Annotated in this window: 20 protein-coding genes; 13 read left to right on the top strand and 7 right to left on the bottom strand. The window is 40.5% G+C overall.

The window, feature by feature from the left end:
- Window positions 1–10 precede the first annotated feature (10 nt).
- The 8 genes from AC27JR_RS07665 (at window position 11) to adk (ending at window position 7,826) form a co-directional block, all read left to right on the top strand.
- Complete coding sequence (locus tag AC27JR_RS07665) at window positions 11–133, top strand: hypothetical protein (RefSeq protein WP_008109320.1); 123 nt, start codon at window positions 11–13, stop codon at window positions 131–133.
- A 155-nt stretch (window positions 134–288) separates the two neighbouring features.
- Window positions 289–834, top strand: a complete 546-nt coding sequence (gene apt, locus AC27JR_RS07670) for an adenine phosphoribosyltransferase (RefSeq protein WP_008109316.1) — start codon at window positions 289–291, stop codon at window positions 832–834.
- Between the two features lie 3 nt (window positions 835–837).
- Window positions 838–3,174 carry a DNA polymerase III subunit gamma/tau gene (gene dnaX, locus AC27JR_RS07675; protein WP_487173232.1) on the top strand — a complete coding sequence of 779 codons (2,337 nt, stop codon included), beginning with the start codon at window positions 838–840 and terminating at the stop codon, window positions 3,172–3,174.
- 60 nt (window positions 3,175–3,234) lie between these two features.
- Window positions 3,235–3,561 (top strand): YbaB/EbfC family nucleoid-associated protein, encoded by a 327-nt coding sequence (locus AC27JR_RS07680; RefSeq protein ID WP_010388590.1) that lies wholly within the window; start codon window positions 3,235–3,237, stop codon window positions 3,559–3,561.
- Window positions 3,562–3,567: 6 nt separating this feature from the next.
- Entirely contained in the window at window positions 3,568–4,176 is a 609-nt protein-coding gene (recR, locus tag AC27JR_RS07685; protein WP_010388591.1) for a recombination mediator RecR, read from the top strand.
- Window positions 4,177–4,280: 104 nt separating this feature from the next.
- On the top strand, window positions 4,281–4,994 hold the full coding sequence (locus AC27JR_RS07690) for an RluA family pseudouridine synthase (RefSeq protein ID WP_487173234.1): 714 nt from the start codon (window positions 4,281–4,283) through the stop codon (window positions 4,992–4,994).
- A 120-nt stretch (window positions 4,995–5,114) separates the two neighbouring features.
- On the top strand, window positions 5,115–7,028 hold the full coding sequence (gene htpG / locus AC27JR_RS07695) for a molecular chaperone HtpG (protein ID WP_054201119.1): 1,914 nt from the start codon (window positions 5,115–5,117) through the stop codon (window positions 7,026–7,028).
- 153 nt (window positions 7,029–7,181) lie between these two features.
- Window positions 7,182–7,826, top strand: coding sequence for an adenylate kinase (gene adk / locus AC27JR_RS07700; RefSeq protein WP_008468042.1), 645 nt, complete (start codon window positions 7,182–7,184; stop codon window positions 7,824–7,826).
- Between the two features lie 74 nt (window positions 7,827–7,900).
- Here adk and tpx read toward each other — a convergent pair whose 3' ends face one another.
- Window positions 7,901–8,482 (bottom strand): thiol peroxidase, encoded by a 582-nt coding sequence (gene tpx / locus AC27JR_RS07705; RefSeq protein WP_008113169.1) that lies wholly within the window; start codon window positions 8,480–8,482, stop codon window positions 7,901–7,903.
- Window positions 8,483–8,693: 211 nt separating this feature from the next.
- Here tpx and AC27JR_RS07710 point away from each other — a divergent pair, with 211 nt between their 5' ends.
- Window positions 8,694–9,698, top strand: a complete 1,005-nt coding sequence (locus AC27JR_RS07710; protein WP_487173235.1) for a response regulator — start codon at window positions 8,694–8,696, stop codon at window positions 9,696–9,698.
- Window positions 9,699–9,704: 6 nt separating this feature from the next.
- Complete coding sequence (locus AC27JR_RS07715; RefSeq protein WP_076918535.1) at window positions 9,705–10,676, top strand: sensor domain-containing diguanylate cyclase; 972 nt, start codon at window positions 9,705–9,707, stop codon at window positions 10,674–10,676.
- A 10-nt stretch (window positions 10,677–10,686) separates the two neighbouring features.
- Here the strand turns inward: AC27JR_RS07715 and AC27JR_RS07720 are convergent, their stop codons facing one another.
- The 5 genes from AC27JR_RS07720 to AC27JR_RS07740 all read right to left on the bottom strand — a co-directional run bounded on the left by AC27JR_RS07720 (window position 10,687) and on the right by AC27JR_RS07740 (window position 17,136).
- The gene (locus tag AC27JR_RS07720) at window positions 10,687–11,568 is read right to left on the bottom strand and encodes a universal stress protein (protein ID WP_008113164.1); all 882 of its coding nucleotides are present in this window, start codon (window positions 11,566–11,568) and stop codon (window positions 10,687–10,689) included.
- Between the two features lie 5 nt (window positions 11,569–11,573).
- Window positions 11,574–13,088: a SpoVR family protein gene (locus AC27JR_RS07725; RefSeq protein ID WP_487173236.1), complete on the bottom strand. Its 1,515-nt coding sequence runs from the start codon at window positions 13,086–13,088 to the stop codon at window positions 11,574–11,576.
- Window positions 13,089–13,106: 18 nt separating this feature from the next.
- The gene (locus AC27JR_RS07730; protein ID WP_487173237.1) at window positions 13,107–14,390 is read right to left on the bottom strand and encodes a YeaH/YhbH family protein; all 1,284 of its coding nucleotides are present in this window, start codon (window positions 14,388–14,390) and stop codon (window positions 13,107–13,109) included.
- Window positions 14,391–14,421: 31 nt separating this feature from the next.
- Window positions 14,422–16,344: a PrkA family serine protein kinase gene (locus AC27JR_RS07735; protein ID WP_487173238.1), complete on the bottom strand. Its 1,923-nt coding sequence runs from the start codon at window positions 16,342–16,344 to the stop codon at window positions 14,422–14,424.
- 210 nt (window positions 16,345–16,554) lie between these two features.
- Complete coding sequence (locus AC27JR_RS07740) at window positions 16,555–17,136, bottom strand: superoxide dismutase (protein ID WP_487173239.1); 582 nt, start codon at window positions 17,134–17,136, stop codon at window positions 16,555–16,557.
- A 264-nt stretch (window positions 17,137–17,400) separates the two neighbouring features.
- Between AC27JR_RS07740 and AC27JR_RS07745 the strand changes: the two genes are divergently transcribed.
- The 3 genes from AC27JR_RS07745 to AC27JR_RS07755 all read left to right on the top strand — a co-directional run bounded on the left by AC27JR_RS07745 (window position 17,401) and on the right by AC27JR_RS07755 (window position 24,722).
- Window positions 17,401–17,739 (top strand): Grx4 family monothiol glutaredoxin, encoded by a 339-nt coding sequence (locus AC27JR_RS07745; RefSeq protein ID WP_008113155.1) that lies wholly within the window; start codon window positions 17,401–17,403, stop codon window positions 17,737–17,739.
- A 1,100-nt stretch (window positions 17,740–18,839) separates the two neighbouring features.
- Window positions 18,840–23,297 (top strand): glutamate synthase large subunit, encoded by a 4,458-nt coding sequence (gene gltB, locus AC27JR_RS07750; RefSeq protein WP_487173240.1) that lies wholly within the window; start codon window positions 18,840–18,842, stop codon window positions 23,295–23,297.
- 9 nt (window positions 23,298–23,306) lie between these two features.
- Window positions 23,307–24,722, top strand: a complete 1,416-nt coding sequence (locus AC27JR_RS07755; protein ID WP_076918541.1) for an FAD-dependent oxidoreductase — start codon at window positions 23,307–23,309, stop codon at window positions 24,720–24,722.
- 222 nt (window positions 24,723–24,944) lie between these two features.
- On the opposite strand, the gene AC27JR_RS07760 is transcribed toward AC27JR_RS07755, so the two are convergent.
- Entirely contained in the window at window positions 24,945–25,262 is a 318-nt protein-coding gene (locus tag AC27JR_RS07760; RefSeq protein ID WP_487173241.1) for a hypothetical protein, read from the bottom strand.
- Window positions 25,263–25,305 lie beyond the last annotated feature (43 nt).

Genomic DNA, 25,305 nt, shown 5'->3' on the forward strand with positions numbered 1-25,305 from the left:
GGTTGTACCCATGTCAGATGATAAAGACTTTAAAGACCCGTTCAATGCGGCTTACTTTTTTGCATTCTTAGCCGTATTTGCTGGAATAGGGTGTTTAAATGCCATTTTAGGTTGGATCACCAGCTTAACTTAATCAGGTTTTATTTTAAGGCTGTTGCTTGTCATCAGCCTTACATTTTTATCACTTCCCTCTCCCGACACTTTATAATTATCGCAAACTCGCAATTTACGACCACTTAAGGTTATAATCACCTGCTTTGTAATATTAATCATTGAGCAGTTAAAATTATGACTCAAGTAACACCAGCAATTATCAAAAACAGCATTACTACAATTGCTGATTATCCTAAAGCGGGCATTATGTTTCGCGATGTAACAACCCTAATGGCAAACCCTGAAGCGTTTAAAGCAACCATAGATGCATTTATTGACGCTTATAAAGACCAAGGTTTTACTAAAATTATCGGCACTGAATCACGTGGCTTTATTTTTGGTGCTCCGCTATCTTATGCTTTGGGAATTCCTTTTATCCCTGTTCGTAAACCAGGTAAATTACCGCGCGAAGTTATTCGCCAAGATTACCAACTCGAATATGGCGAAGATACACTAGAGCTTCATACTGATGCGATTGTAGCCGGTGATAAAGTCTTGTTAGTTGACGACTTGTTGGCGACCGGTGGTACAATTGAAGCAACAGCCAAGTTGGTTGCAAAATTAGGCGGTAACGCCACAGATGCTGCCTTTGTTGTATCACTTCCAGAGCTTGGTGGTGAGCAACGCATTGAGAAAATGGGCATCAATATTTTAAAATTGGTTGAATTCGAAGGCGAATAATCGATGAGTTATCAGGTTCTAGCTAGAAAATGGCGTCCTCAAACCTTTCATGAATTGGTTGGGCAGTCTCATGTAAAACAGGCGTTGGTAAATGCCCTGACTCAAAATAGACTGCATCACGCTTATTTATTCACTGGAACCCGTGGTGTTGGTAAAACCACCATTGCCCGTATTTTTGCCAAAAGCTTAAATTGTGATGAAGGTATATCTGCCACACCATGTGGTCAATGTAGTAGCTGTGTTGACATAGAAGCAGGGCGCTACATTGATTTACTCGAAATAGATGCGGCTTCACGCACTAAGGTTGAGGATACGCGTGAGATCCTTGATAACGTTCAATATGCGCCAACGCGTGGACGTTACAAAGTATATCTAATCGATGAAGTACACATGTTGTCAAAGCATAGCTTTAATGCGTTATTAAAAACGCTTGAAGAGCCGCCTGAGCATGTGAAGTTTTTGCTCGCAACCACCGATCCTCAAAAATTACCAGTGACTATTTTATCTCGCTGTTTACAGTTTAATCTGAATGCATTGTCGCAAGCTGAGATTAAGCAACAGCTTGAGCATGTGCTTACCCATGAGCAGCTTAATTTTGATAATGATGCGCTAAGTATTATTGCCAAAGCGGCCGATGGTAGTATGCGAGATGCATTAAGTCTGACCGATCAGGCTATTGCTCAAACAAATGGTGATATTAAAAATCAAGCGGTACAAGACATGCTTGGTTTAATGGACACGCATTACAGTCAGAGCTTACTTGCGGCACTATTAGCGCAAGATGGCACAGCCCTGATGAATGAAGTGGCTCAAGTCGCTAGCCGAAATCCAAATTACATTGCGCTGCTTGACGACTTAATTGCGCTAACGCATGTGATTCAATTGAGTCAATTAGTCCCTGAAGCGGCCGCGCTTGATAGCAATAACGCTGATTACATTGAGCATGTTGCAGCGCATACCCATGCTCAACAAATTCAAGTGTATTACCAGCTATTACTTAACGGCAAAAAAGATTTACAATGGGCACCTGAGCCCCGTTTAGGGTTCGAAATGATTATGCTCAGATTGCTAGCATTTGAACCTGCGCAGCTCCAAACCATTCAACCTGAACCTAGCTCACAAGCTGCGCCAGAGCAAAATAGCGCAGGGCGTGCTAATGCACTGCGTGATATTTTAAATAAAAATAAGCCAGCGCAGAGTAATACACCTCAAACTCAGCCATTAGCAACTAATACGCAGCCAAAAAAAGCCGCTGAGCCTGAGGTTTTACAGCCTGATAATAGCCAAACACAGAATGAGCAAAGTTCGGTACAAAGTCAGCCTCAAATTGTCGATACCCCTGTAATAAGTGATGAACAAGCGCAGCGTCAAAGTGAAGATGATGCCTATATGCAGCACAGTGATGTAGAACAAACCATTGCCGCACAATACGATGATGTAATGAGTAGCGCGGTTGATCAAGGGTTTAACCCTGAGTTAGCAAATGTCGCTAGTAACGCAGATCACTCTGCGTCATCAATGGGTGAGCAAGAAGCGCGAGCACAGTCAGCAATAGCGCGTATTTTACGCGATAGAAACATTTCGGGTGCCGGTAAGCTTTCAAGTGCCGCTATTGAGAAGCCAACTGAAGAAAAACCAGCACCGATAAAACCTGAATTTAGCCGACCTGCCAGAAATGAAGCACAAACTGTATCGCAGCAGCCACCCCCATGGGATAGTGAGGTGAGCGATGACCTACAAAAAAAGCCTCAGCTCCCAGCACAGGGGAGCCAAGCTCAGGTAGTAAACAAACCAGCGAGCAAAGTTGACTTTAAAGCCAAGCATCAAACGATTACTGAAAATTTAGCACCCGAGCTATTAGAGCAAATTAACCCGCAAAAACCAGCACCTGTTGTTGAACAAGAGCCTAGTATTCCGGTACCTGATGATTTTCAAAGCCCAATTAGTGAAATTAAATTTGCCCATCAACAAGATGAATGGGCCTATTTAATAAAGCGTATGGGACTTGGCGGACGCATGCGCCAGTTTGCATTGCATTCAATTTTTACCAAACAAGACAATCATTTTCATATTGAAGTGGATGAATCGCAAAAGCATTTAGATACGCCAATGTTACGTCAAAAGTTAAATGTGGCGTTATCTACTATTTATGGACACAACGTTGAGCTTAATATTGATTTTGCTAGCGGGGTGATTGACTCACCTTATTTGATTCAACAAAAAATTGATGCCGGTCGTCACCAGCAAGCGATTGATGTGATCACCAGCGATGAAAATATAGTACAATTCCAACAGCTATTTAGCGCTGAAATTGACGAAAACAGTATTCAGGCATTGTAATTAACGACCAGTGCCCTTATTTATACTCCAGTTAATGTATTAAAAGAAAGAGAGACGATTATGTTTAAAGGTGGAATGGGTAACATGATGAAGCAAGCGCAGCAAATGCAAGAGCGCATGCAAAAAGCCCAAGAAGAAATCGCAACGATGGAAGTGGTTGGTGAAGCCGGTGCTGGTTTAGTAAAAGTAACCATGCTTGGTAACCACAATGTTCGTCGTGTTGAGCTTGATGAAAGCTTAATGGAAGACGACAAAGACATGATTGAAGATTTACTAGCAGCAGCGTGTAATGATGCTGTTCGCCGTGTTGCTGAAGAAACTCAAGAGCGCATGGGCAAAGTAACAGGTGGTATGCAATTACCACCTGGTATGAAAATGCCGTTCTAAGCAACTATGCAACTTTCAGATAGTTTAACATCGCTGATAGAGGCACTTCGTTGTCAGCCAGGTATTGGCCCGAAATCTGCTCAGCGTATTGCATTTCATTTATTAGAGCGCGACCGTAAAGGCGGCACTCAGCTTGGTAATGCGCTAACAAAAGCGATGACGGCTGTAGGGCATTGTCAGTCGTGCCGTACATTTACCGAGCAAGCGCAATGTGATATTTGCTTAAGCACTAAGCGCCAAGACAGTGGCATTTTATGTGTGGTTGAGTCGCCTACAGATGTGTTAGCTATTGAACAAACAGGCCAATACAAAGGACTCTACTTTGTATTAATGGGGCATTTGTCACCGATTGATGGTATAGGCCCTAAAGAAATTGGCCTAGACGTGCTTGAGCAAAAACTTGCGCACGGCGGTATTAATGAAGTTATATTAGCCACTAACCCAACGGTTGAAGGTGAAACAACGGCTCATTATATTGCCCAGCTTTGTCATAAGTACAAAGTGGGTGCATCGCGAATAGCTCACGGCATTCCTGTGGGTGGCGAGCTTGATTTAGTCGATGGCACAACCTTAATGCATGCATTTAGTGGCCGGCGCTTAGTCAGCCATGAATAGTTTATTTTAAGCTTAACTATTTGAACTTACTTTAAAAGCCTACATACATGTTGTAGGCTTTTTTATTGGCTTTGATTGCAATATAAATAAAACTTAAGGATGGTATGGCTGCAATAACTCAAAGTGCTAATGTGATTGTTGATGACTTTATCGCACCTGTTTGCCATGAACACATAGAAATCATTTATCAAGATGATGATATTTTGTTGATCAATAAACCTAGCGGTTTGTTAAGTTTGTCGGGTAAAAACCCTCTTAACTGGGATTCGGTTCACTATAGGCTTGTCAATGGTCAGCAAGGCGTTACCGCAGCGTTTCCTAAAGCCATATTACCTCATCGTTTAGATTTGGGCACCTCAGGAGTAATGGTGGTGGCACGTAACGAGCAAGCAGTTAAAGCACTGAATCAGCAATTTCAATCCAGAAATGTTAAAAAATATTACCGTGCAATGCTAGCGGGTCTGGTTTCTGAGCCTCAGGGAGAAATTACTGCGCCAATAGCAAAAGATAAAATGTTATTTCCTAAAGTAAAAATTTGCCACCAGAGCGGCAAACCCGCGCAGACTCAATTTAAAGTGGTTAAACGTTTTTACAAAGAGCAAAAAACCTTGGTCGATTTTACTCCTATAACTGGACGCACTCATCAACTTAGGATACATAGCCTAACGTTTGGCCACCCCATACTCGGCTGTGATTTATATAAAAATGATTGCAGTGAGCAAAGAGCTCAACGGTTATTATTACATGCCAGCGACTTATTTTTTGTGCATCCACGCACTGATAAGCCAATGCACGGGCATGCCGCAACGCCTTTTTAGTTGATTAAGCCCTTTAAAGTGTCTTTGAATGAGGTTTTTTATTTTTTTTACTTGAACTTCTCACGGCTCACCCCATATTAAGTGCATAACGCAGACACTTTGCAAATTGGAGATACATAAATGACTGCAGCACAAAAAGAAACATTAGGCTTTCAAACAGAAGTAAAACAACTATTAAACTTAATGATTCACTCGCTTTATTCAAATAAAGAAATCTTTTTACGCGAGCTTGTATCAAATGCATCTGACGCAGCCGATAAACTGCGCTTTTTAGCTCTTTCAAACGGTGACCTTTATCAAGGTGATGCGGATTTACGCGTACGTATAAGCGCTGATAAAGACGCTAACACAGTAACCATTTCTGATAATGGTATTGGTATGACTCGTGATGAAGTGATCAGCTCATTAGGCACCATTGCTAAGTCGGGTACGGCTGAATTTTTCAAAAACTTAACGGGCGATCAAAGTAAAGATTCACAGCTTATTGGTCAATTTGGTGTTGGTTTTTACTCAGCATTTATTGTTGCTGATGAAGTGACTGTTCGTACTCGTAAAGCAGGAGAGACAACAGCGGTTGAATGGCAGTCAAAAGGTGAAGGCGAGTACACGCTACAAGAAATCGAAAAAGAAGGCCGTGGTACAGATATTATTTTACATCTTCGTGAAGAAGAAAATGAATATGCAGATGAATGGCGTCTTCGCAGTATCGTAACTAAATACTCTGATCATATTTCTACACCAGTACAAATGTACAAGGCAGAAGTACCTGAGTCTGAAGGTGAAGATGGTGAAAAAATTCCGGCTGTTCCAGGTGAGTGGGAAAGCATTAACCGTGCAACTGCATTATGGACACGTGACAAATCAGAAATCTCTGAGGACGAATACAAAGAGTTTTATAAGCATGTAAGCCACGACTGGGAAGATCCGCTTAGCTGGGGACATAATAAAGTTGAAGGTAAAACTGAATACACCAGTTTGTTATACATTCCAAAAAAAGCACCTTTTGATTTATGGAATCGTGAGCGCCAAAGTGGTTTAAAACTTTATGTACAACGCGTGTTCATTATGGATGACGCTGAACAGTTTATGCCAAGCTACTTACGTTTTGTTAAAGGCTTATTAGACTCAAACGATTTACCGCTAAACGTATCGCGTGAAATTTTACAAGACAACAAAGTAACCCAAGCTATTCGTAAGGGGTGTACGTCGCGTATTATTAAAATGCTTGAGCGTATGGCTAAAAACAAAGCCGATGATTACCAAACATTTTGGAATGAATTTGGTCAGGTAATGAAAGAAGGCCCAGCTGAAGATGCGGCCAACAAAGAAAGCATTGCTAAATTACTGCGCTTTTCATCAACGCACACCGACTCAGAAACTCAAGATGTTTCACTTGAGCAATACATTGAGCGCATGAAAGACAGCCAAGATAAAATTTACTATGTGGTTGCTGACTCATTTATTGCTGCTAAAAATTCACCACACTTAGAAATCTTCCGCAAAAAAGGCATTGAAGTACTATTACTTAGTGACCGTGTAGATGAGTGGATGATGAGCCATTTAACGGAATTTGGCGAAAAGCAATTTCAGTCAATTACCCGTGGTGATTTAGACTTAGGTAAGCTAGATGACGAAGAAACTAAAAAAGCACAAGAAGAGTCTGAAAAAGAAGTTGCAGGTTTAGTTGAGCGTATCAAAACTGCATTAGGTGATGATGTTAAAGATGTACGCTTTACTCACCGCTTAACTGACTCACCAGCGTGTGTAGTGAGCGATGACAACGACATGAGCTCGCAAATGCAAAAGCTAATGGAGTCAGTAGGTCAAGCTGTTCCAGAAGCTAAGCCTGTGTTTGAATTAAACCCAGAGCACCAACTGGTTAAGCACTTAAATGATGAGCAAGACGAAGATAAGTTTGCACAGTGGTCACATGTACTACTAGACCAAGCCTTGCTTGCAGAGCGCGGTACGCTTAAAGATCCAACTGGATTTGTAACTCGCTTAAATAAACTTATGCTTGATTTAAGCAAATAAGTATTAAAAATCAATGATTGAGTAAAAAGGGAACATCTGTTCCCTTTTTTATGTGCTGCTGTATAGACAATTAGTATAAGTTACTTGAGTATCTGCAGCGCTTATGGAAGAATTCAGACTTTAAAATAAACTCTCATATTAGGGGACAATGATATGCGCATTATTCTTTTGGGCGCGCCGGGTGCAGGTAAAGGTACTCAAGCTCAGTTTTTAATGGATAGATACGGTATTCCACAAATTTCTACCGGTGATATGCTACGAGCTGCAATTAAAGAAGGCACACCACTTGGCCTAGAAGCAAAAAAAGTAATGGACGCAGGTCAGCTTATTTCTGACGATATTATTATTGGCCTTGTTAAAGAGCGTATTGCAAAACCAGATTGTGAGAAAGGCTTCTTACTAGATGGTTTCCCACGTACAATTCCACAAGCTGATGCTATGAAAGAAAATGGCGTAGTGGTTGACCACGTTATTGAATTTGATGTTGCTGATGAAGTTATTGTTGAGCGTATGGGCGGACGTCGTGTTCATCCAGGTTCTGGTCGTGTTTATCATGTTGTTTACAATCCACCAAAAGAGGAAGGTAAAGACAACGAAACAGGTGAAGAACTTATTATTCGTGCAGATGATACCGAAGAGACAGTTCGTAAACGCTTAGGTATTTACCATGAGCAAACAATGCCATTGGTTGACTATTACCAAGCAGAAGCGAAAGCGGGTAACACGCAGTACCATAAACTAGACGGTACACAAGCGGTTGAAGCAGTAAGCAAGCAACTAGCTGAGCTTTTAGGTTAATTTTTATCTAAAATTAAAAACATAATTAAAAAAACCGCTTCATAGCGGTTTTTTATTATTCGAAATTCGACCCTTTAAAGCGTTTTAAGCTTTTCAATAACGCTATCGTATTCAGGCTCGGTTGATAAGCTACTAACTAATTGCTTATAAATAACTTTATGGCTTTTATCTAAAATAAATACTGCGCGGGTAAGTAAGCCCATATCTTTAATTATTAAGCCATACTTTTGGCCAAAATCACGCCATACAGAATCAGAAAGCGTCGTCACTTTATCGATATTTTCGGCCTTACAAAAACGCTTTTGCGCAAACGGTAAATCGGCACTAATGGTGAGCATGGCTACACCAGGAAATTGCTGGGCGACTTTTTCATTAAAGTGCTTAGTTTGTAAGCTACAAATACCGGTATCTAAGCTTGGAACAACACTAATTAATACTGCTTGACCTTTATAATCTTCTAACGTAACTGCAGTAAAACTGTCATTAACTACTTTAAAATTAGGGGCATCTTCACCAACGATAAGGCCTTTACCTAATAATGTCACTGGCTTACCTTGTGCGGTTACTTTTCCTGCATCGAGTGTATTTTCTGGTAAGTCTGCGGCAAAACTGGCACAGCAAAATAGGCTTAATGCAAAAGCTAATGTACGACGCATGGAATTTTTTCCTTTTAAATTAACGTAATAGTTGTGAGTGTATTATAATGTAGATAAGTAACCAAGCAGAATAATACTAGCTTTATTTTGCCTAAAATTGTAAATAAGCAATACATTGATTACTATATATAAGAAATAGGTATTGTTTTATGTATCTGTGGCTTGTTTTATACGCTTAAAATTACACCCCGTTTTAAAATAGTGAGATTGTATGTCAACATCGGTTTTAATATGTGATGATTCAAAATTAGCACGACGTCAGTTGGCTCGCTCCTTACCCGATGATTGGGATATTAAAGTTGAATTTGCATATGATGGTGTCGACTGCATAAAACAGCTCACTAAATCTCCCCCTGAAATTCTTTTCCTTGACCTAAATATGCCAGAAATGGATGGTTATGAAGTATTAACGGCCATGAAAGAGCAGGGACTCAATGTATTAACTGTAGTGGTATCTGGCGACATTCAACCGAGTGCGCATCAACGTGTACTTGAACTTGGCGCCATAGATTTTATTCAAAAGCCATGTTCCTCCGAAAAGCTCGCCGCCATCATTGAACACCATGGTATTAAAGATAAAGCGTTACGAGAGCGGCTTTCCAATGCGCTTGGTGAGCAAGTTGACCCTGATGTACGTGACGTCTACCAAGAACTCACTAATGTTGCTATGGGGCAAGCGGGAGACCTACTTGCAAGACTGCTCAATGTTTTCGTTAAATTACCTATACCTAATGTAAATGTTTTAGAAGTTAGCGAACTCGATATGGCGTTGCGTTCAGTTGACAGCAGCAGCACTACGTCGGGCATCTGCCAAGGTTTTATTGGAGGCGGTGTCTCTGGTGAGGCGCTTCTGCTACTAAACGACTCTAGTTTTAAAGAAATTGCGTCTTTAATGAATTACGACGGTGAACTTAACGATAAGGTTGAGTTAGAGCTGTTAATGGATATTAGTAATATTCTGATAGGTGCTATTTTAACTGGTTTTTCAAAGCAGCTTGATATGACTTTCTCTCAAGGCCACCCAATTGTATTGGGGCAGCATCGTGACGTGTCAGAGCTGGTAAAATCAAATAAAGATCGTTGGCAGCGAACACTCGCCATAGAAATTAGTTACGGTATTGAAAATCATGATATTAGTTGTGATTTAATGTTGCTCTTTACTGAAGATTCACTCAAAACTTTAAAATATAAAGTTGCCTATCTGCTGGAAGATTAAATATTTATGCCTGCTGATTTAGATTTAAATGAAATCCATTGGTTAATGGACATGTTTAATACGGTTGATGTAGGCCTTGTAGTGCTTGATAGAGACTACAAGGTGTGCGTATGGAATGGCTTTATGGAAAATCATTCAGGGCTGTTACCCAGTGCTGTAAAAGATAAAGACTTGTTTGATCTATTCCCAGCCATTGATGAAAAATGGTTCAAGAGTAAAGCAGAATCCGTGTTTGTATTAAAAAATCGCTCATTTACTATTTGGGAACAACAGCCGTATATTTTTCGCTTTAAAAACTATCGACCTATTACTGGTAAAGCAGATTACATGTATCAGAACGCAACATTTATCCCGCTGACCAACACGCGAGGCGAAGTGGCGCATATTTGCATTATTCTCTACGACGTGACTGATATTGCGGTGAACAAAAAAGAGCTTGAAGAGTTAAACAAAAAATTAGAGCGAGTTAGTCAAACCGACAGCCTTACCCAGCTTGCAAACCGAGGACATTGGGAGCATTTGTTGCACCAAGAATTTTTACGTACTAAGCGCAGTGAAGGCTGTTGTTCGTTATTAATTTTTGATATTGATCACTTTAAAAAGGTAAACGATGACTTTGGCCACAGTGCAGGAGATGAAGCACTTCGTCATATAGCGAGTTTATTGAGAACTGCATTGCGTGAAACAGATATTGCTGGGCGCTACGGTGGTGAAGAGTTTGTTGTTACTTTGTTAGATACCGATAAACAAGGGGCGATTGTATTTGCTGAGCGCTTACGCCAATTGATTGAAACCTCACCGGCCAAATACAAAGAGCATACAGTACATATGGCTATTAGTGTGGGTATTGCTTGCTTTGACAACGAATTTAAAGATCATGAACGTTGGATTGAAGCTGCAGATAAAGCACTTTATCACTCAAAAGAAAATGGACGAAATAGAGTGTCGGTATACGCTGATATAAAAAATGATGCATAAGCATCATTTTTTAATTGGGAGGTAAAATTAGTAAATCAGTTTTGAGTAAACGCATTATTTTCTCTGCAGTATTACCAATCAGCTTTGCTTTAATCCCAACATTTCCTACAGAACCTATAATCACTAAATCAGCATTAAACTTAGCCGCTAAGCTTGGGATCACCTGCTCGGGTAACCCTGCTTTAATGTGAAGCTTATCGCGTAAATTATTATCAGTAATTAGATTTTGCTGTGATTTCGGTAGTTTCTCAAACGCGTTTACTAGCTGTTCCTCAGAAAAAACTAAGCCTAAATCTCTTAATATTGGGGAAATATAGACAGTGTAGCCTGCATAAAATTCACAACCTGTTCGCTCTGCATACGCTAGTCCATATTTAACAATCGATTGATTAAGTTTATGTTTTGCAGGCTTTTCGCTGGCTAAATCAAGTGCGGCGAGTATGTTGGTATGTTTGCGCCATTTGTTATCTGCTGCCAGATACAGTGCGATGGGTGTAAAGCGAATAAGTTGCCAATCAAGCTCGCTAAATTGGCTATCGCTATCGATATGGCGAGTTTTTATCACCATTTCATAATCATCGGTGTCAATATCTTCGTTAAGCCATTGTTCTGGGGCTTCATGCCATGCGGTTTGAAAGGTATAACTGCACCCGGCTAGTTCCGCTGCAATGAGTGGCTCCAACTGTGCTCTTAATGATGAAAGGCATTTATCTTGCAGCGCAAGTAATTGTTCTGGTGACAGAGAGAATAAAATGTTACCGGTTTCTTCAAAGCTAAAGGCAACAATATCAATATGCTTATCGCCTTGAAGTGCCTTTTGTTTCGCATGTTGCAAAGAGGTTTTTGCAAATTCAACCGAATCAATTAGTACAAGCAGCTTTTTTCTATCCATTATTTTTACTCTATTGTATGGCGTGAATCATCGATTGGGCATTGACCAATGGTTGAAATCTCACCAGAATTTGACTCCTGTTCCAGTTTTACCTTAAAGCCCCATAGCCTGTAAAGGTGTTTTAATACCTCCCCATGGGAGTTGGCCAGTGGAATGGCATTATGAGGGATATATCGCAGAGTTAATGAGCGATCGCCTCGTAAGTCAACATTGTAAACTTGTATGTTAGGTTCATGATTACTAAGGTTATATTGTGCAGAAAGCGCTTCTCTAACCGCTTTGTAGCCATTATCGTCGTGAATAGCGCCTATTTCTAAATGTGGGTTGCTAGCATGGTCTACTATAGTGAACAATTTAAAGTCTCTGATCAGTTTTGGCGATAAAAATTGGCTAATAAAACTTTCATCTTTGAAGTTTTGCATTGCAAAGTGCAGGGTCTCTAGCCAGTCACTGCCAGCATGTTCAGGAAACCAGTGTTTGTCTTCTTCAGTTGGGTTTTCGCAAATACGACGTATATCTACCATCATATTAAAACCCAGCGCATAAGGGTTTATGCCAGAATAATAATCGCTATTGTAGGGAGGTTGGTACACAACATTAGTATGGCTTTGTAAAAACTCTAACATAAATGAATCGGTTAGTTTTCCCTCATCATATAAGTGGTTCAAAATAGTGTAATGCCAAAAAGTGGCCCAACCTTCATTCATAACCTGTGTTTGTTTTTGCGGATAAAAGTACTGCGATATTTTTCGCACGATACGTACAATTTCTCGCTGCCATGACTCAAGTAAAGGGGCATTTTTTTCAATAAAATACAGAATGTTTTCCTGCGGTTCTTGCGGAAAGTGGCGCTCACGTTTTTTTGATTCTTGCTGCTGAGAGGGAATAGTACGCCACAGCTCATTAACTTGTGATTGTAAGTACTCAGCACGTTCTTGTTGACGTTTTTGTTCTTCAAATAACGAAATTCGCTGCGGACGTTTGTATCTGTCAACACCATAACTCATTAACGCATGGCAAGAGTCAAGTATGCTTTCTACTTCAGAAATACCGTATTTTTCTTCACAGCGGCTAATATAGTTTTTAGCAAACAACAAATAATCAATTATTGAGCCCGCATCAGTCCAGGTTTTAAATAAATAATTCCCCTTAAAAAAAGAGTTATGTCCGTAGCACGCATGCGCCATCACAAGCGCCTGCATCGGCAGAGTATTTTCTTCCATTAAATAGGCAATACAGGGGTCTGAGTTAATTACAATTTCATACGCAAGCCCCATTTGACCGCGTTTATAATTTTGCTCTGTTTGAATAAACTTTTTACCATAAGACCAGTGAGTATAACCAATCGGCATGCCTACGCTTGAATAAGCATCCATCATTTGCTCTGCGGTGATCACCTCAATTTGGTTAGGGTAGGTATCTAGCTTGTAATGCTCAGCAACACGCGCAATTTCATCTTGGTATTGCTGAAGTAATTCAAAGGTCCAATCTGGTCCATCACTCATTCGCTTATTATTCATATTGCTACCTCGCTTTGGCTATGCAGCCCCTTGCTGTTGACGGCCTTTTTTAAATAGCTCCCTAAATATAGGGTAAATGTCTTCAACACCTTGAATATGTTGGATGGCAAAATTACTGTGAGTTTGGCTAATGTTTTGATACTCGCGCCATAAGCTCTGATGGGCGCGGGTGGTAATTTCTATATAAGCAAAATATCGCACTGCGCTTAATAGTTTGTTTCGCAAAATATGCCCGCATTGTGGGGTGTCATCTGCCCAATTATCGCCATCGGATGCCTGCGCGGCGTATATATTCCATTCATCAGCATTATAGCGCTCTGTTATTATTTCGTTCATCAGCTTAAGTGCACTTGAAACGATAGTACCGCCTGTTTCTTGAGAGTAAAAAAATTCCTGTTCATCAACTTCTTTTGCTTGGGTATGGTGGCGAATGTATACAACCTCAATGTCTTTATAACTGCGAGTTAAAAACTGATAAAGCAAAATATAAAAGCGTTTAGCCATATCTTTGGTGGCCTGATCCATTGAACCAGATACATCCATAATACAAAACATCACCGCTTTACTGGTTGGGTGCGGCTGCTTATTGTAGTTACGAAAACGTAAATCATAGTTATCAATAAAAGGCACCGTTTTAATTTGCTGTTTGAGTATGTCGATTTCTTTTTGCAATAATGCCACTGCAGCTTTGTCGCAGTGCGGTTGCTCAAGTAGCAATGCGAGTTGTCCTTCAAGCTCACTAAGACGGCGTTTTTTACCTGCCGTCATCGCAATGCGACGAGCTAAAGAGCCTTGTAACGATCGAACAACATCAATATTACTAGGCATACCATCACTACAAAACCCAGCACGATGCGTTTTCATCTGTACGAGCTTATCGAGCTGGTTCTCTTGTAAATTAGGAAGCGCTAAGTCTTCAAATAACAAATCAAGGTATTCATCTTTAGAAATAGAGAAAACAAAATCATCTTGGCCTTCGCCAGAGTCACTCGCTTCGCCTTCGCCCGCACCACCGCCTTGTCCACCTTTAGGTCGCTCTATTTTATCCCCAGTAGAGAACTGATCGTTACCTGGATGTATTTGCTCTCTATTTCCACCTTTGCCTTGATGAAAAGTAGGCTCACTAATATCACGCTGCGGAATAGATATACTCTCCCCAGAGCTAGAGTCGGTGACGCTGCGTTTGTTTATCGCATCAGACACCGCTTCTTTAATTTGCTTTTTATAACGCCTTATAAAACGCTGGCGATTAACCGTACTTTTATTTTTGCCATTTAAACGCCTGTCGATAAAATGCGCCATAATGACCTCCTAAAAACTGCAATTATGAAGGTTATTGCGATTTTCTAACCCGTAAATACCACTCAGATAGTAAGCGCACTTGTTTTTGGGTATAGCCTTTTTCAACCATACGGTTAACAAAGTCCTCATGCTTTTGCTGATCTTCAGCTGACGTTTTAGCATTGAATGAAATGACTGGGAGTAAGTCCTCTGTGTTTGAGAACATTTTTTTCTCAATAACAGTGCGTAGTTTTTCATAACTCGTCCACAGCGGATTTTTACCATTATTGTGAGCGCGAGCACGCAGTACAAAGTTAACAATCTCATTCCTAAAGTCTTTAGGATTAGAGATGCCCGCAGGTTTCTCAATTTTTTCGAGCTCAGCATTAAGCGCATCACGGTCAAATAGTTGGCCGGTATCAGGATCTCGGTATTCTTGATCTTGAATCCAAAAATCAGCATAAATTACATAGCGATCAAATATATTTTGTCCGTATTCTGAGTATGACTCTAGATAGGCGGTTTGAAGCTCTTTACCTATAAACTCAACATATTGTGGGATTAAATAGCCTTTTAAAAAGCTTAAATAGCGCTCTTCAACCTCAGCGCTAAATTGTTCACGTTCAATTTGTTGCTCAAGCACATAAAACAAATGTACAGGGTTGGCGGCCACTTCGGTGGTGTCAAAGTTGAATACGCGGGATAAAATTTTAAACGCAAAACGTGTCGAAAGACCCGTCATGCCTTCATCAACACCAGCGTAATCACGGTATTCTTGATACGACTTAGCTTTTGGATCGGTGTCTTTGAGTGTTTCACCATCGTAGACCCGCATTTTTGAGTAAATGCTAGAATTCTCAGGCTCTTTTAATCGTGATAGGGTGGTAAATTGCGCTAAAATTTTAAGTGTTCCTGGCGCACAAGGGGCATTGTATAATTCACTGTGCTCAATCAGCTTGTCGTAAATTTTAATTTCTTCGGTCACTCTTAAGCAATATGGAACCTTAACGATATAAACACGATCTAAAAAAGCTTCGTTGTTTTTATTGTTTTTAAAGGTTTGCCATTCTGACTCGTTGGAGTGGGCGAGTATCATGCCGCTAAATGGCAAGGCACTTATGCCTTCTGTGCCATTATAGTTGCCTTCTTGGGTAGCTGTTAAAAGCGGATGTAACACTTTTATCGGTGCTTTAAACATCTCCACAAATTCCATTAAGCCCTGATTAGCCAAACATAATGCGCCAGAATAGGCATACGCATCAGGATCATTTTGTGCAAAATGTTCTAGCTGGCGAATATCTACTTTACCTACAAGAGCAGAAATATCTTGGTTGTTTTCGTCACCAGGTTCTGTTTTGGCAATTGCCACTTGATTTAAAATTGATGGGAAGCGTTTTACCACTCTAAACTGACTAATATCACCGTTGAATTCTTGTAAGCGTTTTGCAGCCCATGGCGACATTACCGTTTTCAGGTAGCGAGACTTAATTCCGTATTCTTTTTCGAGCAGGTTTGCATCTTCAATGGGGTCAAATAATGCCAATGGATGGTCATTAACAGGAGAGCCTTTAATTGAGTATATAGGCACTTGTTGCATTAAATACTTTAATTTTTCAGCAATCGATGACTTACCGCCACCAACAGGGCCAAGTAAATAAAGCACTTGTTTACACTCTTCTAAGCCTTGCGCAGCATGTTTTAAATAAGACACAATTTGTTCAATAGCGTCTTCCATGCCATAAAAATCGGCAAATGCGGGGTAACGTGCAACAACACGGTTCGAAAATAAGCGACTTAAGCGAGTATCGGTAGCAGTATCTACCATTTTAGGCTCGCCAATGGCCATCAGTAATCGTTCAGGTGCACTGGCATAAGCGGACTTATCGGTTTTACAAATTTCTAGAAATTCAGCAACACTGTACTCTTCTTCTTGTGTTGATTCATAACGCGCTTGGTAGTGATCAAAAATAGTCATAATGACCTCCGAAACCTACTTGGAAAATGTATTCACTATTTAAAGTCTAGTCACGAATTTAATTTTTTGTGCAATAAAATTAAAAATTTATATGAAAAATGATCATGATGCGCTTTTATAAAACAACCTACGTATAAACGCGATTAATGCAAATTGTAGGCATAAAAAAAGACGCCTAAGCGTCTTTTTTAAAAACTAGTATTAAACTAATTATGCGAAGTTAGCGTTCGCGAATTCCCAGTTAACAAGTGACCAGAAACCTTTAAGGTAATCTGGACGCACGTTACGGTAATCAATGTAGTATGCGTGTTCCCATAAATCCACAGTTAGGATTGGAGTAATACCTGCATCTGTTAACGGTGTTGCAGCATTAGATGTATTAACGATGTCTAGTGAACCATCAGCTAGTTTAACTAACCAAGTCCAGCTTGAACCAAAGTTATTTACTGCTTTGTCGTTTAACGCGTCTTTAAATGCGTCAAATGAGCCCCATTTCGCGTTAATTGCATCAGCAACTGCACCTGTTGGAGCGCCACCGCCATTTGGAGATAGGCTGTTCCAGTAGAAAGTGTGGTTCCAGATTTGAGCAGCGTTGTTGAAAACACCACCTTCTGAAGAACAAACGATTTCTTCAAGTGATTTACCTTCAAACTCAGTGCCTGGAATTAAACCGTTAAGTTTAGTCACATAAGTGTTGTGGTGTTTACCATGGTGAAACTCTAACGTTTCTTGTGAAATATGTGGCTCAAGTGCATCAATTGCATACGGTAGTGACGGTAGTTCAAATGCCATTTTTTATCTCCATCTTCTTTTGGTTGATAGTCTATTTAGTAATACGTAATGCCTGCACAAACAGGGCACTTATCTATACCAAACAGGAATATAGTGTTACTATAATTGTTGAGTATTTTACTCAAGTTTTAGCAAACAGCAATGCTATTGCTAAAGCTATTTAAGATTGAGGCTTTAATTGCCTATTTTAATCTATATATCTGAGGCCACAGTGAAACTTTTTCAAGGCCTAATGTGTTCGCTATCGTCATTTTGAGGTTGTAAATGGAAACCATCGATAAAATTAAACAGCAAATTGCTGAAAACCCAATCATCTTATACATGAAAGGATCACCAAAACTGCCTAATTGTGGTTTTTCTTCACAAGCATCACAAGCGTTAATGTCGTGTGGTGAACCGTTTGCTTATGTAGATATTTTACTTAATCCAGACATTCGTGCGGAGCTTCCTGCTTACGCTAACTGGCCTACTTTCCCACAACTTTGGGTTGAAGGTGAGTTAATTGGTGGCTGTGACATTATCATTGAGATGTTTCAACGTGGTGAATTACAACCGTTGATCACTGAAACAGCTGCAAAGCATAAACCTGCAGACGCTGAATAAGCGTTTAGGTTAAAAAAAGCTGCAATTTGCAGCTTTTTTTGTATTTAGCTTCTAATTTTTGAATGCATAAACTCATTCTATAAAGCCCTAAATAAACTCTCTTTAAAGATAAGCCGGAGTTTAATTTAGTGAGCTGCTCGAATAATATTTTATAAAAACGTCTCATCATCAGCAATATCAAAGGTAAACTGCTAGTTAGCAAGAGTTTTAATTTGTATGCTTACTTTATCAATTAACACCTCCACTTTGATTTTAATTTCAAGCCATTCGTATAAAGCATTTAAGTCGATAAAAATAACAAGCAGGGTTCAGCTTTTATTACAAAGGTTAGTTTTTATAACTTGAGTATTTTATGTTGGCTGTCTTTTATTACCTGGCAGCTTTAACGCTAATGCTTATTAAAATAACAAATCACACCGTTGGCAAAGCAAATACTGATCAGTGAAATTAAAAATAAGCCAATAGTAAACACTCGAATACCTTAAAATTTTCATGTGATGTTGTATTTGAATAACATGTCAATTTTTATCTTGTTGAATTTATAGTGGTTTTAACTTTGTCCTTTCTGTTTTACATGTCCGCGGACATCAAAAGTGTCCGCTGCGGGCACTTTTTTGATTTGTCTATGGGGGAGGTGGGTTACCTCAACGTAAAGCAAAGCAAGTTGTTAATTAATGCATAACATGAGGATAACGTGTAAATCCATTGAATAAACTATGCGCTAATAGAAGCCGCTGTAATTAAATGTCGTGTGCAGATGAATTACTAATACAGCACAAAAGAGGAAACGGCATATAGTGAATAGTTATTCATCTTTAGCTTGCTTTACGTTTACGTAAACTGCTCGCTGTGCATGTCTTTTGTTTACAAGTTTTTAAAAATAACACCGGTGTCAATCTATTTTTCGATTCGATATCCATGCAGATGTTAATATTTGGCATCGTTTTATGATTTTTAATTAAGTTGAAATATATTCAATATAATGAATATGTATTCATAAAAATATTGACTCAAGAGTGGAATAACGCTAATTTTGATCGTCTGTTAGCAAATCGTCGAGCCGTTCATCCACGTTAACAGCGCAGCAAGGGGAGGAGTCCATGTTATATGACTCAAAACTAGAAAAAGATAATTGTGGCTTTGGCTTAATAGCCCAAGTTAATAACCAAGCGAGTCACCGACTCATTCGTACGGCGATCACCGGTTTAGATCGCATGCAGCATCGCGGTGGTATTTCTGCTGATGGTAAAACAGGTGATGGCTGTGGATTGTTATTACAAAAACCAGACAGCTTCTTTCGTGCTATTGCTGCTGAGAATAATTGGCATTTGGGTAAAAATTACGCCGTTGGGATGATTTTCCTCAATGCAGATCCGGTATTAGCACAAGCAGCCAAAGATGTTTTAAGCGAAGAACTAGAAAAAGAAACGCTAAATATTTTGGGCTGGCGTATAGTTCCAACCGATCCATCAATGTTAGGACCTATCGCTCTAAAACAATTGCCAGGGTTTGAACAAATTTTTATTAGTGCGCCAGAAGGTTGGCGTTCTAAAGATTTAGAACGCCGCTTATATGTTGCACGTCGTCGTGCAGAAAAGCGTCTAATGGACGATGAGTCATTTTATATTGCGAGCTTATCTGGGCTAGTCACTATATATAAAGGCTTAATGATGCCTGCTGACTTGCCAAATTTTTATCTTGATCTTGCGGATATTCGCATGACCAGTGCTATTTGTGTTTTTCATCAACGCTTTTCTACAAACACACAGCCTCGCTGGCCTTTAGCACAACCATTTCGTTATTTAGCGCACAATGGTGAAATTAATACTATTGAAGGTAATCGCCAATGGGCACGTGCCCGTTCTTATAAATTTGCTTCGCCACTTATTCCTGATTTACAAAGCGCAGCGCCGTTTGTTAATGAAACAGGGTCTGACTCATCCAGCCTCGATAATATGCTAGAGCTATTTTTAGCTGGTGGTATGGATTTATTCCGTGCGATGCGTATGTTAGTACCGCCAGCATGGCAAAAAAATAGAGCAATGGATGACGATTTACGCGCATTCTATGACTTTAATTCAATGCATATGGAACCATGGGACGGACCTGCAGGCATTGTTATGTCGGATGGGCGTTTTGCAGCCTGTAATCTAGACCGTAATGGCCTGCGTCCTGCGCGTTACATCATTACTCAAGATGGTTTTATTACTTTAGCTTCGGAAGTGGGAATATGGGATTACACCGCTGACGAGGTGGTCGAAAAAGGACGCGTTGGCCCAGGTGAACTACTCGTTATTGATACAAAGCTTGGGAAAATTTGGCACTCAGATGAAATTGACCAAGATTTAAAATCACGTCATCCATATAAGTCGTGGTTAGAAGAAAACGTTAAGCGCTTAACGCCTTTTGAAGCACTGACTGAGCAAGATGCAGGTAATCGGTCATTCGATGATGCTACCCTTGCTAAATATCAAAAGATGTTTGGCTATACCAATGAAGAGCTAGACAGCGTTATTCGTGTAATGGGTGAAAATGGCCAGGAAGCAACGGGTTCCATGGGTGACGATACGCCGTTTTCCGTGCTGAGCGAAGGACATCGTTCACTCTTTGATTATTTCCGCCAAAAGTTTGCTCAGGTTACGAATCCGCCAATTGATCCGTTACGAGAAAACCATGTAATGTCGTTGGCAACGTGTATAGGCAGTGAGCAAAACGTATTTAATGAAACAACAGGGCATGCTAAACGCCTGCAATTTGATACCCCTATTCTAATGTATGCTGACATGCAGCAGCTACTAAATGCCGATGAAGCCCACTACAGTTACTGTAAGATTGACATTACTTACACCGTAGAAGAAGGCCTTGAAAACGCCGTTAAACGTGTGTGTGATGAAGCGCAAGAAAAAGCGGCATCAGGCTGCATCATGTTAGTGCTAACGGATCGTCATTTTGATGACAATCAGTTACCTATTCCTGCAGCTATGGCTGTAGGTGCGGTACAAAAGCGTTTAGTAGATAATAACTTACGCTGTGAGTCTAATATCATTATTGAGACCGGCAGTGTTCGCGATGCGCATCAATTTGCAGTACTGTTAGGTTTTGGTGCAACTGCAATTTACCCGTATTTAGCGTACGAGTCACTAGTGGCTATGAGCGATACCAAGGTAATTAATAAGTCATACTGCGAAGTGACACTGGCTTATCGTCAAGCAATTAATAAAGGCTTGTACAAAATCATGTCGAAAATGGGTATTAGCACCGTGGCTTCATATCGTTGTTCAATGTTGTTTGAAGCGGTTGGCTTATCGGACGCGATTGTTGAGATGTGTTTTAAAGGCGTTGCAAGTCGCATAAAAGGAGCGTGTTTTAGCGACTTTGATGACGATCAGCAAAGCTTGCATAAACTGGCGCTTAGTAAACGTAAATTATTGAGCCATGGTGGCTTATTTAAATACGTTCACGGGGGTGAGTACCATGCTTATAATCCTGATGTGATTCAAACGTTACAAAAAGCAGTGCGTAGTGGCGAGTATAGTGATTACAGTGAGTACGCAAAGCTAGTTAATCACCGTCCAGTCGCGACGTTGCGTGATATGTTGGCCTTAAAGCTGCCAGAAAAGGGTATAAGCATTGATGAGGTAGAGCCTGCCACTGAGCTTTATAAACGGTTTGACTCAGCAGCGATGAGTATTGGTGCATTATCACCAGAGGCGCATGAAGCACTTGCCATTGCCATGAATCGTTTAGGTGGCTGCTCAAATTCTGGTGAAGGTGGCGAAGACAAACTTCGTTACGGTACGGAAAAAAATTCACGGATCAAACAAGTTGCCTCGGGTCGATTTGGTGTCACGCCTCATTATTTACGCAATGCGGACGTCATTCAAATAAAAGTAGCCCAAGGCGCTAAGCCGGGCGAAGGCGGGCAGTTACCAGGTGAAAAAGTAACGCCTTATATTGCAAAGCTTCGTTACTCGGTACCGGGTGTGACACTTATTTCACCGCCACCGCATCATGATATTTACTCTATTGAAGATTTAGCCCAGCTTATTTTTGATTTAAAGCAAGTAAATCCAAAGGCACTGATTTCGGTAAAACTGGTGTCTGAACCAGGCGTAGGAACAATTGCAACCGGTGTTGCAAAAGCGTATGCCGATTTAATTACTATCTCAGGCTACGATGGTGGCACGGGTGCAAGCCCCTTAACCTCGGTTAAATATGCAGGCAGCCCATGGGAGCTAGGCCTTGCTGAAACGCAACAAGCATTAGTAGAAAACGGCCTTCGTCATCGTATCCGCCTGCAAACAGATGGGGGTTTAAAAACCGGTCTTGATATTATCAAAGCAGCCATTTTAGGCGCTGAAAGTTTTGGTTTTGGTACCGGACCTATGGTGGCGTTAGGCTGTAAATACTTACGAATTTGTCACTTAAATAACTGTGCTACCGGTGTAGCAACCCAAGACGATACATTGCGTCAAAAGCATTATCACGGCTTACCAGAAATGGCGATGAACTACTTTAAGTTTATTGCTCAAGAAGCGCGTGAAATTATGGCAAGTTTAGGTGTTGCAAACCTAACCGATTTGATTGGTCGCTTAGATTTACTCGAAGCCATTGAAGGCAAAACAGCCAAGCAGCAAAAAATAGATTTATCAGCGGTTATCGCTCAGCCAAATAATCCAACGGGTGAAACTTTGTTTTGCAGTGCACCAAATAGCTCGCATTATTTAGGTGAGTTAAATGAGAACTTACTTGGTAAGGCACAAGAGGCAATAGATAACTCAAGCGGCATTTCATTAGTAAGTCGTATTTGTAATACCGACAGATCAGTAGGTGCCATGCTTTCTGGATATATTGCTGATAAACACGGTAATCAAGGCATGGCCGCAGATCCGGTGGTTATTGAATTACATGGTACAGCTGGTCAGTCATTCGGTGTATGGAATGCCGGCGGCCTTGAAATGACTTTAGTTGGTGATGCTAACGATTACGTTGGTAAAGGCATGGCCGGCGGTAAGCTAGTAATTCGCCCACCACTGGGTTCGTCATTTGAAAGTCATAAAGCAACAATTATCGGCAATACCTGTTTATACGGTGCAACCGGCGGTAAATTGTTTGCAGCAGGGTGTGCAGGCGAGCGTTTTGCTGTTCGTAACTCGGGTGTGCAAGCCGTTGTTGAGGGCGTTGGTGATAACGGTTGTGAATATATGACCGGTGGCGTGGTATGTGTACTTGGTAATGTAGGGGTGAACTTTGGTGCAGGTATGACCGGTGGTTTCGCTTATATTTTAGATGAACGAGGTGATTTTGAGAAACGCATTAACCCAGAGTTGGTTGAAGTGGTTACTTTAGATGAATTGAGTTCACACCAAGAGCATTTACGCGGCTTAATTGCTGATCATTTAGAACTAACAGGCTCATGCAGAGCAGAAACTATTTTAGCTAACTTTGAACTTTATTTACCAATGTTCAAATTAGTAAAACCTAAATCAAGTGACGTAAAAAGTTTACTCGGGCACCGCGCTCGCAGTAGCGCCGAACTACGTGTTCAAGCGCAATAAGGGGGCAGTATGAGCGAAAATGTATATCAATTTATAGACGTGCAGCGTGTAGACCCACGCAAAAAACCAATCTCGTCGCGTAAAAAATCGTTTGTAGAAATTTATGAACCCTTTTCAGAAAATCAGGTTAATTCTCAGGCAGATCGTTGCCTTGATTGTGGTAACCCCTATTGTGAGTGGAAATGCCCAGTACATAACTACATTCCACAATGGTTAAAGTTGATCCGCACAGGACGCATTTTAGAGGCCGCTGAGCTATCGCATCGCACTAACAGTTTGCCAGAAGTGTGTGGAAGAGTATGCCCACAAGATCGCTTATGTGAAGGCTCATGTACATTAGATGAAGAGTTTGGTGCGGTAACAATCGGTAATATTGAAAAATACATCACCGATACCGCGTTCAAAATGGGCTGGAAACCCGACATGTCCTATGTGACATGGACAGATAAAAAAGTGGCGATTATCGGTGCTGGGCCCGCAGGGTTAGGCTGTGCTGATATTTTAGTACGTAATGGCGTAAAGCCTGTGGTATTTGACCGTCACCCAGAAATTGGTGGACTGTTAACCTTTGGTATTCCTTCTTTTAAATTAGAAAAAGAAGTAATGCAAAAACGTCGCGAAATATTTACTGAAATGGGTGTTGAATTTAAGCTCAATGTTGAAGTGGGTAAAGACATTAGCATGGATGAAATACTTAATGAGTATGACGCCGTATTTTTAGGAGTGGGGACTTATCAAAGTATGCGTGCGGGGCTTGAAAACGAAGATGCGCCGGGTGTGCATGATGCACTGCCATTCTTAATTGGTAACACCAACCGCGTAATGGGCTACGATGAGTCTAAGCAAGCGTGTATTGATATGGCAAATGAAAAAGTCGTTGTGCTAGGTGGTGGTGATACTGCAATGGATTGTGTGCGAACTTCCATTCGTCATAATGCATTAAAGGTGACCTGTGCGTACCGTCGTGATGAAGAAAACATGCCTGGCTCAAAACGTGAAGTAAAAAATGCCAAAGAAGAGGGCGTGATTTTTACTTATAACGTTCAGCCAAAAGGGATTGTCCTTAATGATAAAGGCGCAGTTGCTGGCGTTAAAATGGTAAAAACTCAGCTTGGTGAGGCAGATGAAAACGGCCGTCGTCGTGCTGAAGAAGTTCCCGGATCAGAGCATATTATTGAAGCCACACAAGTGATTATGGCATTTGGCTTTAAGCCTCATAAAATGGACTGGTTAGAAAAATACGATGTAGAAATTAACCACTGGGGCGGTATTAATGCACCCGAGCAAGGTGAATTTACTCATCAAACTACCAATCCTAAAATATTTGCTGGTGGCGATATTGTTCGTGGTTCAGATTTGGTGGTTACCGCTATATTTGAGGGTCGTAACGCGGCTGAAGGCATTATGGATTATTTAAAAGTGTAAAAAATTCTTTTGTTAGAATGGAGTCAAAAGCAAACCTTCGGGTTTGCTTTTTTTATTCTCTTAGTTTTAAAAACAAGGGTAAATATTTATGGTTCACATAGTCGTTGTTTAAGGTCTATAAAAGGGACATAGATTTTGAACTAGCTATTTGCAATTATGAGATTTTACATATAAAAATGCCCGCTATACATAGATTGCGGGCATTTTTAAACGTGCTGTTAGTTAATCCATCGAGAAGTGATCAAGGCTCGGTTTCACTCTGGCTTGTCGGCGCTTCACGCTTTTATAACAAATAAAATTACAAACCAGTTGTAAGGCAATCACTAACCAACTAAGTGTTATTAAGCCACTAATAGCTGTACTGCTAAAAACTAACGCAATGGCAATAACAACTTGGATTATGAGTGCCATATTTAAAAAACGATATAAGCCTTGTTTAAATTGTGTGTGTTTAAATTTACTAAACACGGCTAAAAGTATACTGACTATCAGTAGCAGCCAGTTAATTGCTAAGCCAAAATAAATGACCGTCGTTTGCATTAAGGTATCCTCACCGTATCAAGGTAACGCACTATAAAGCGAT

The organism is Pseudoalteromonas sp. NH0006-26 (genome assembly GCF_057552415.1).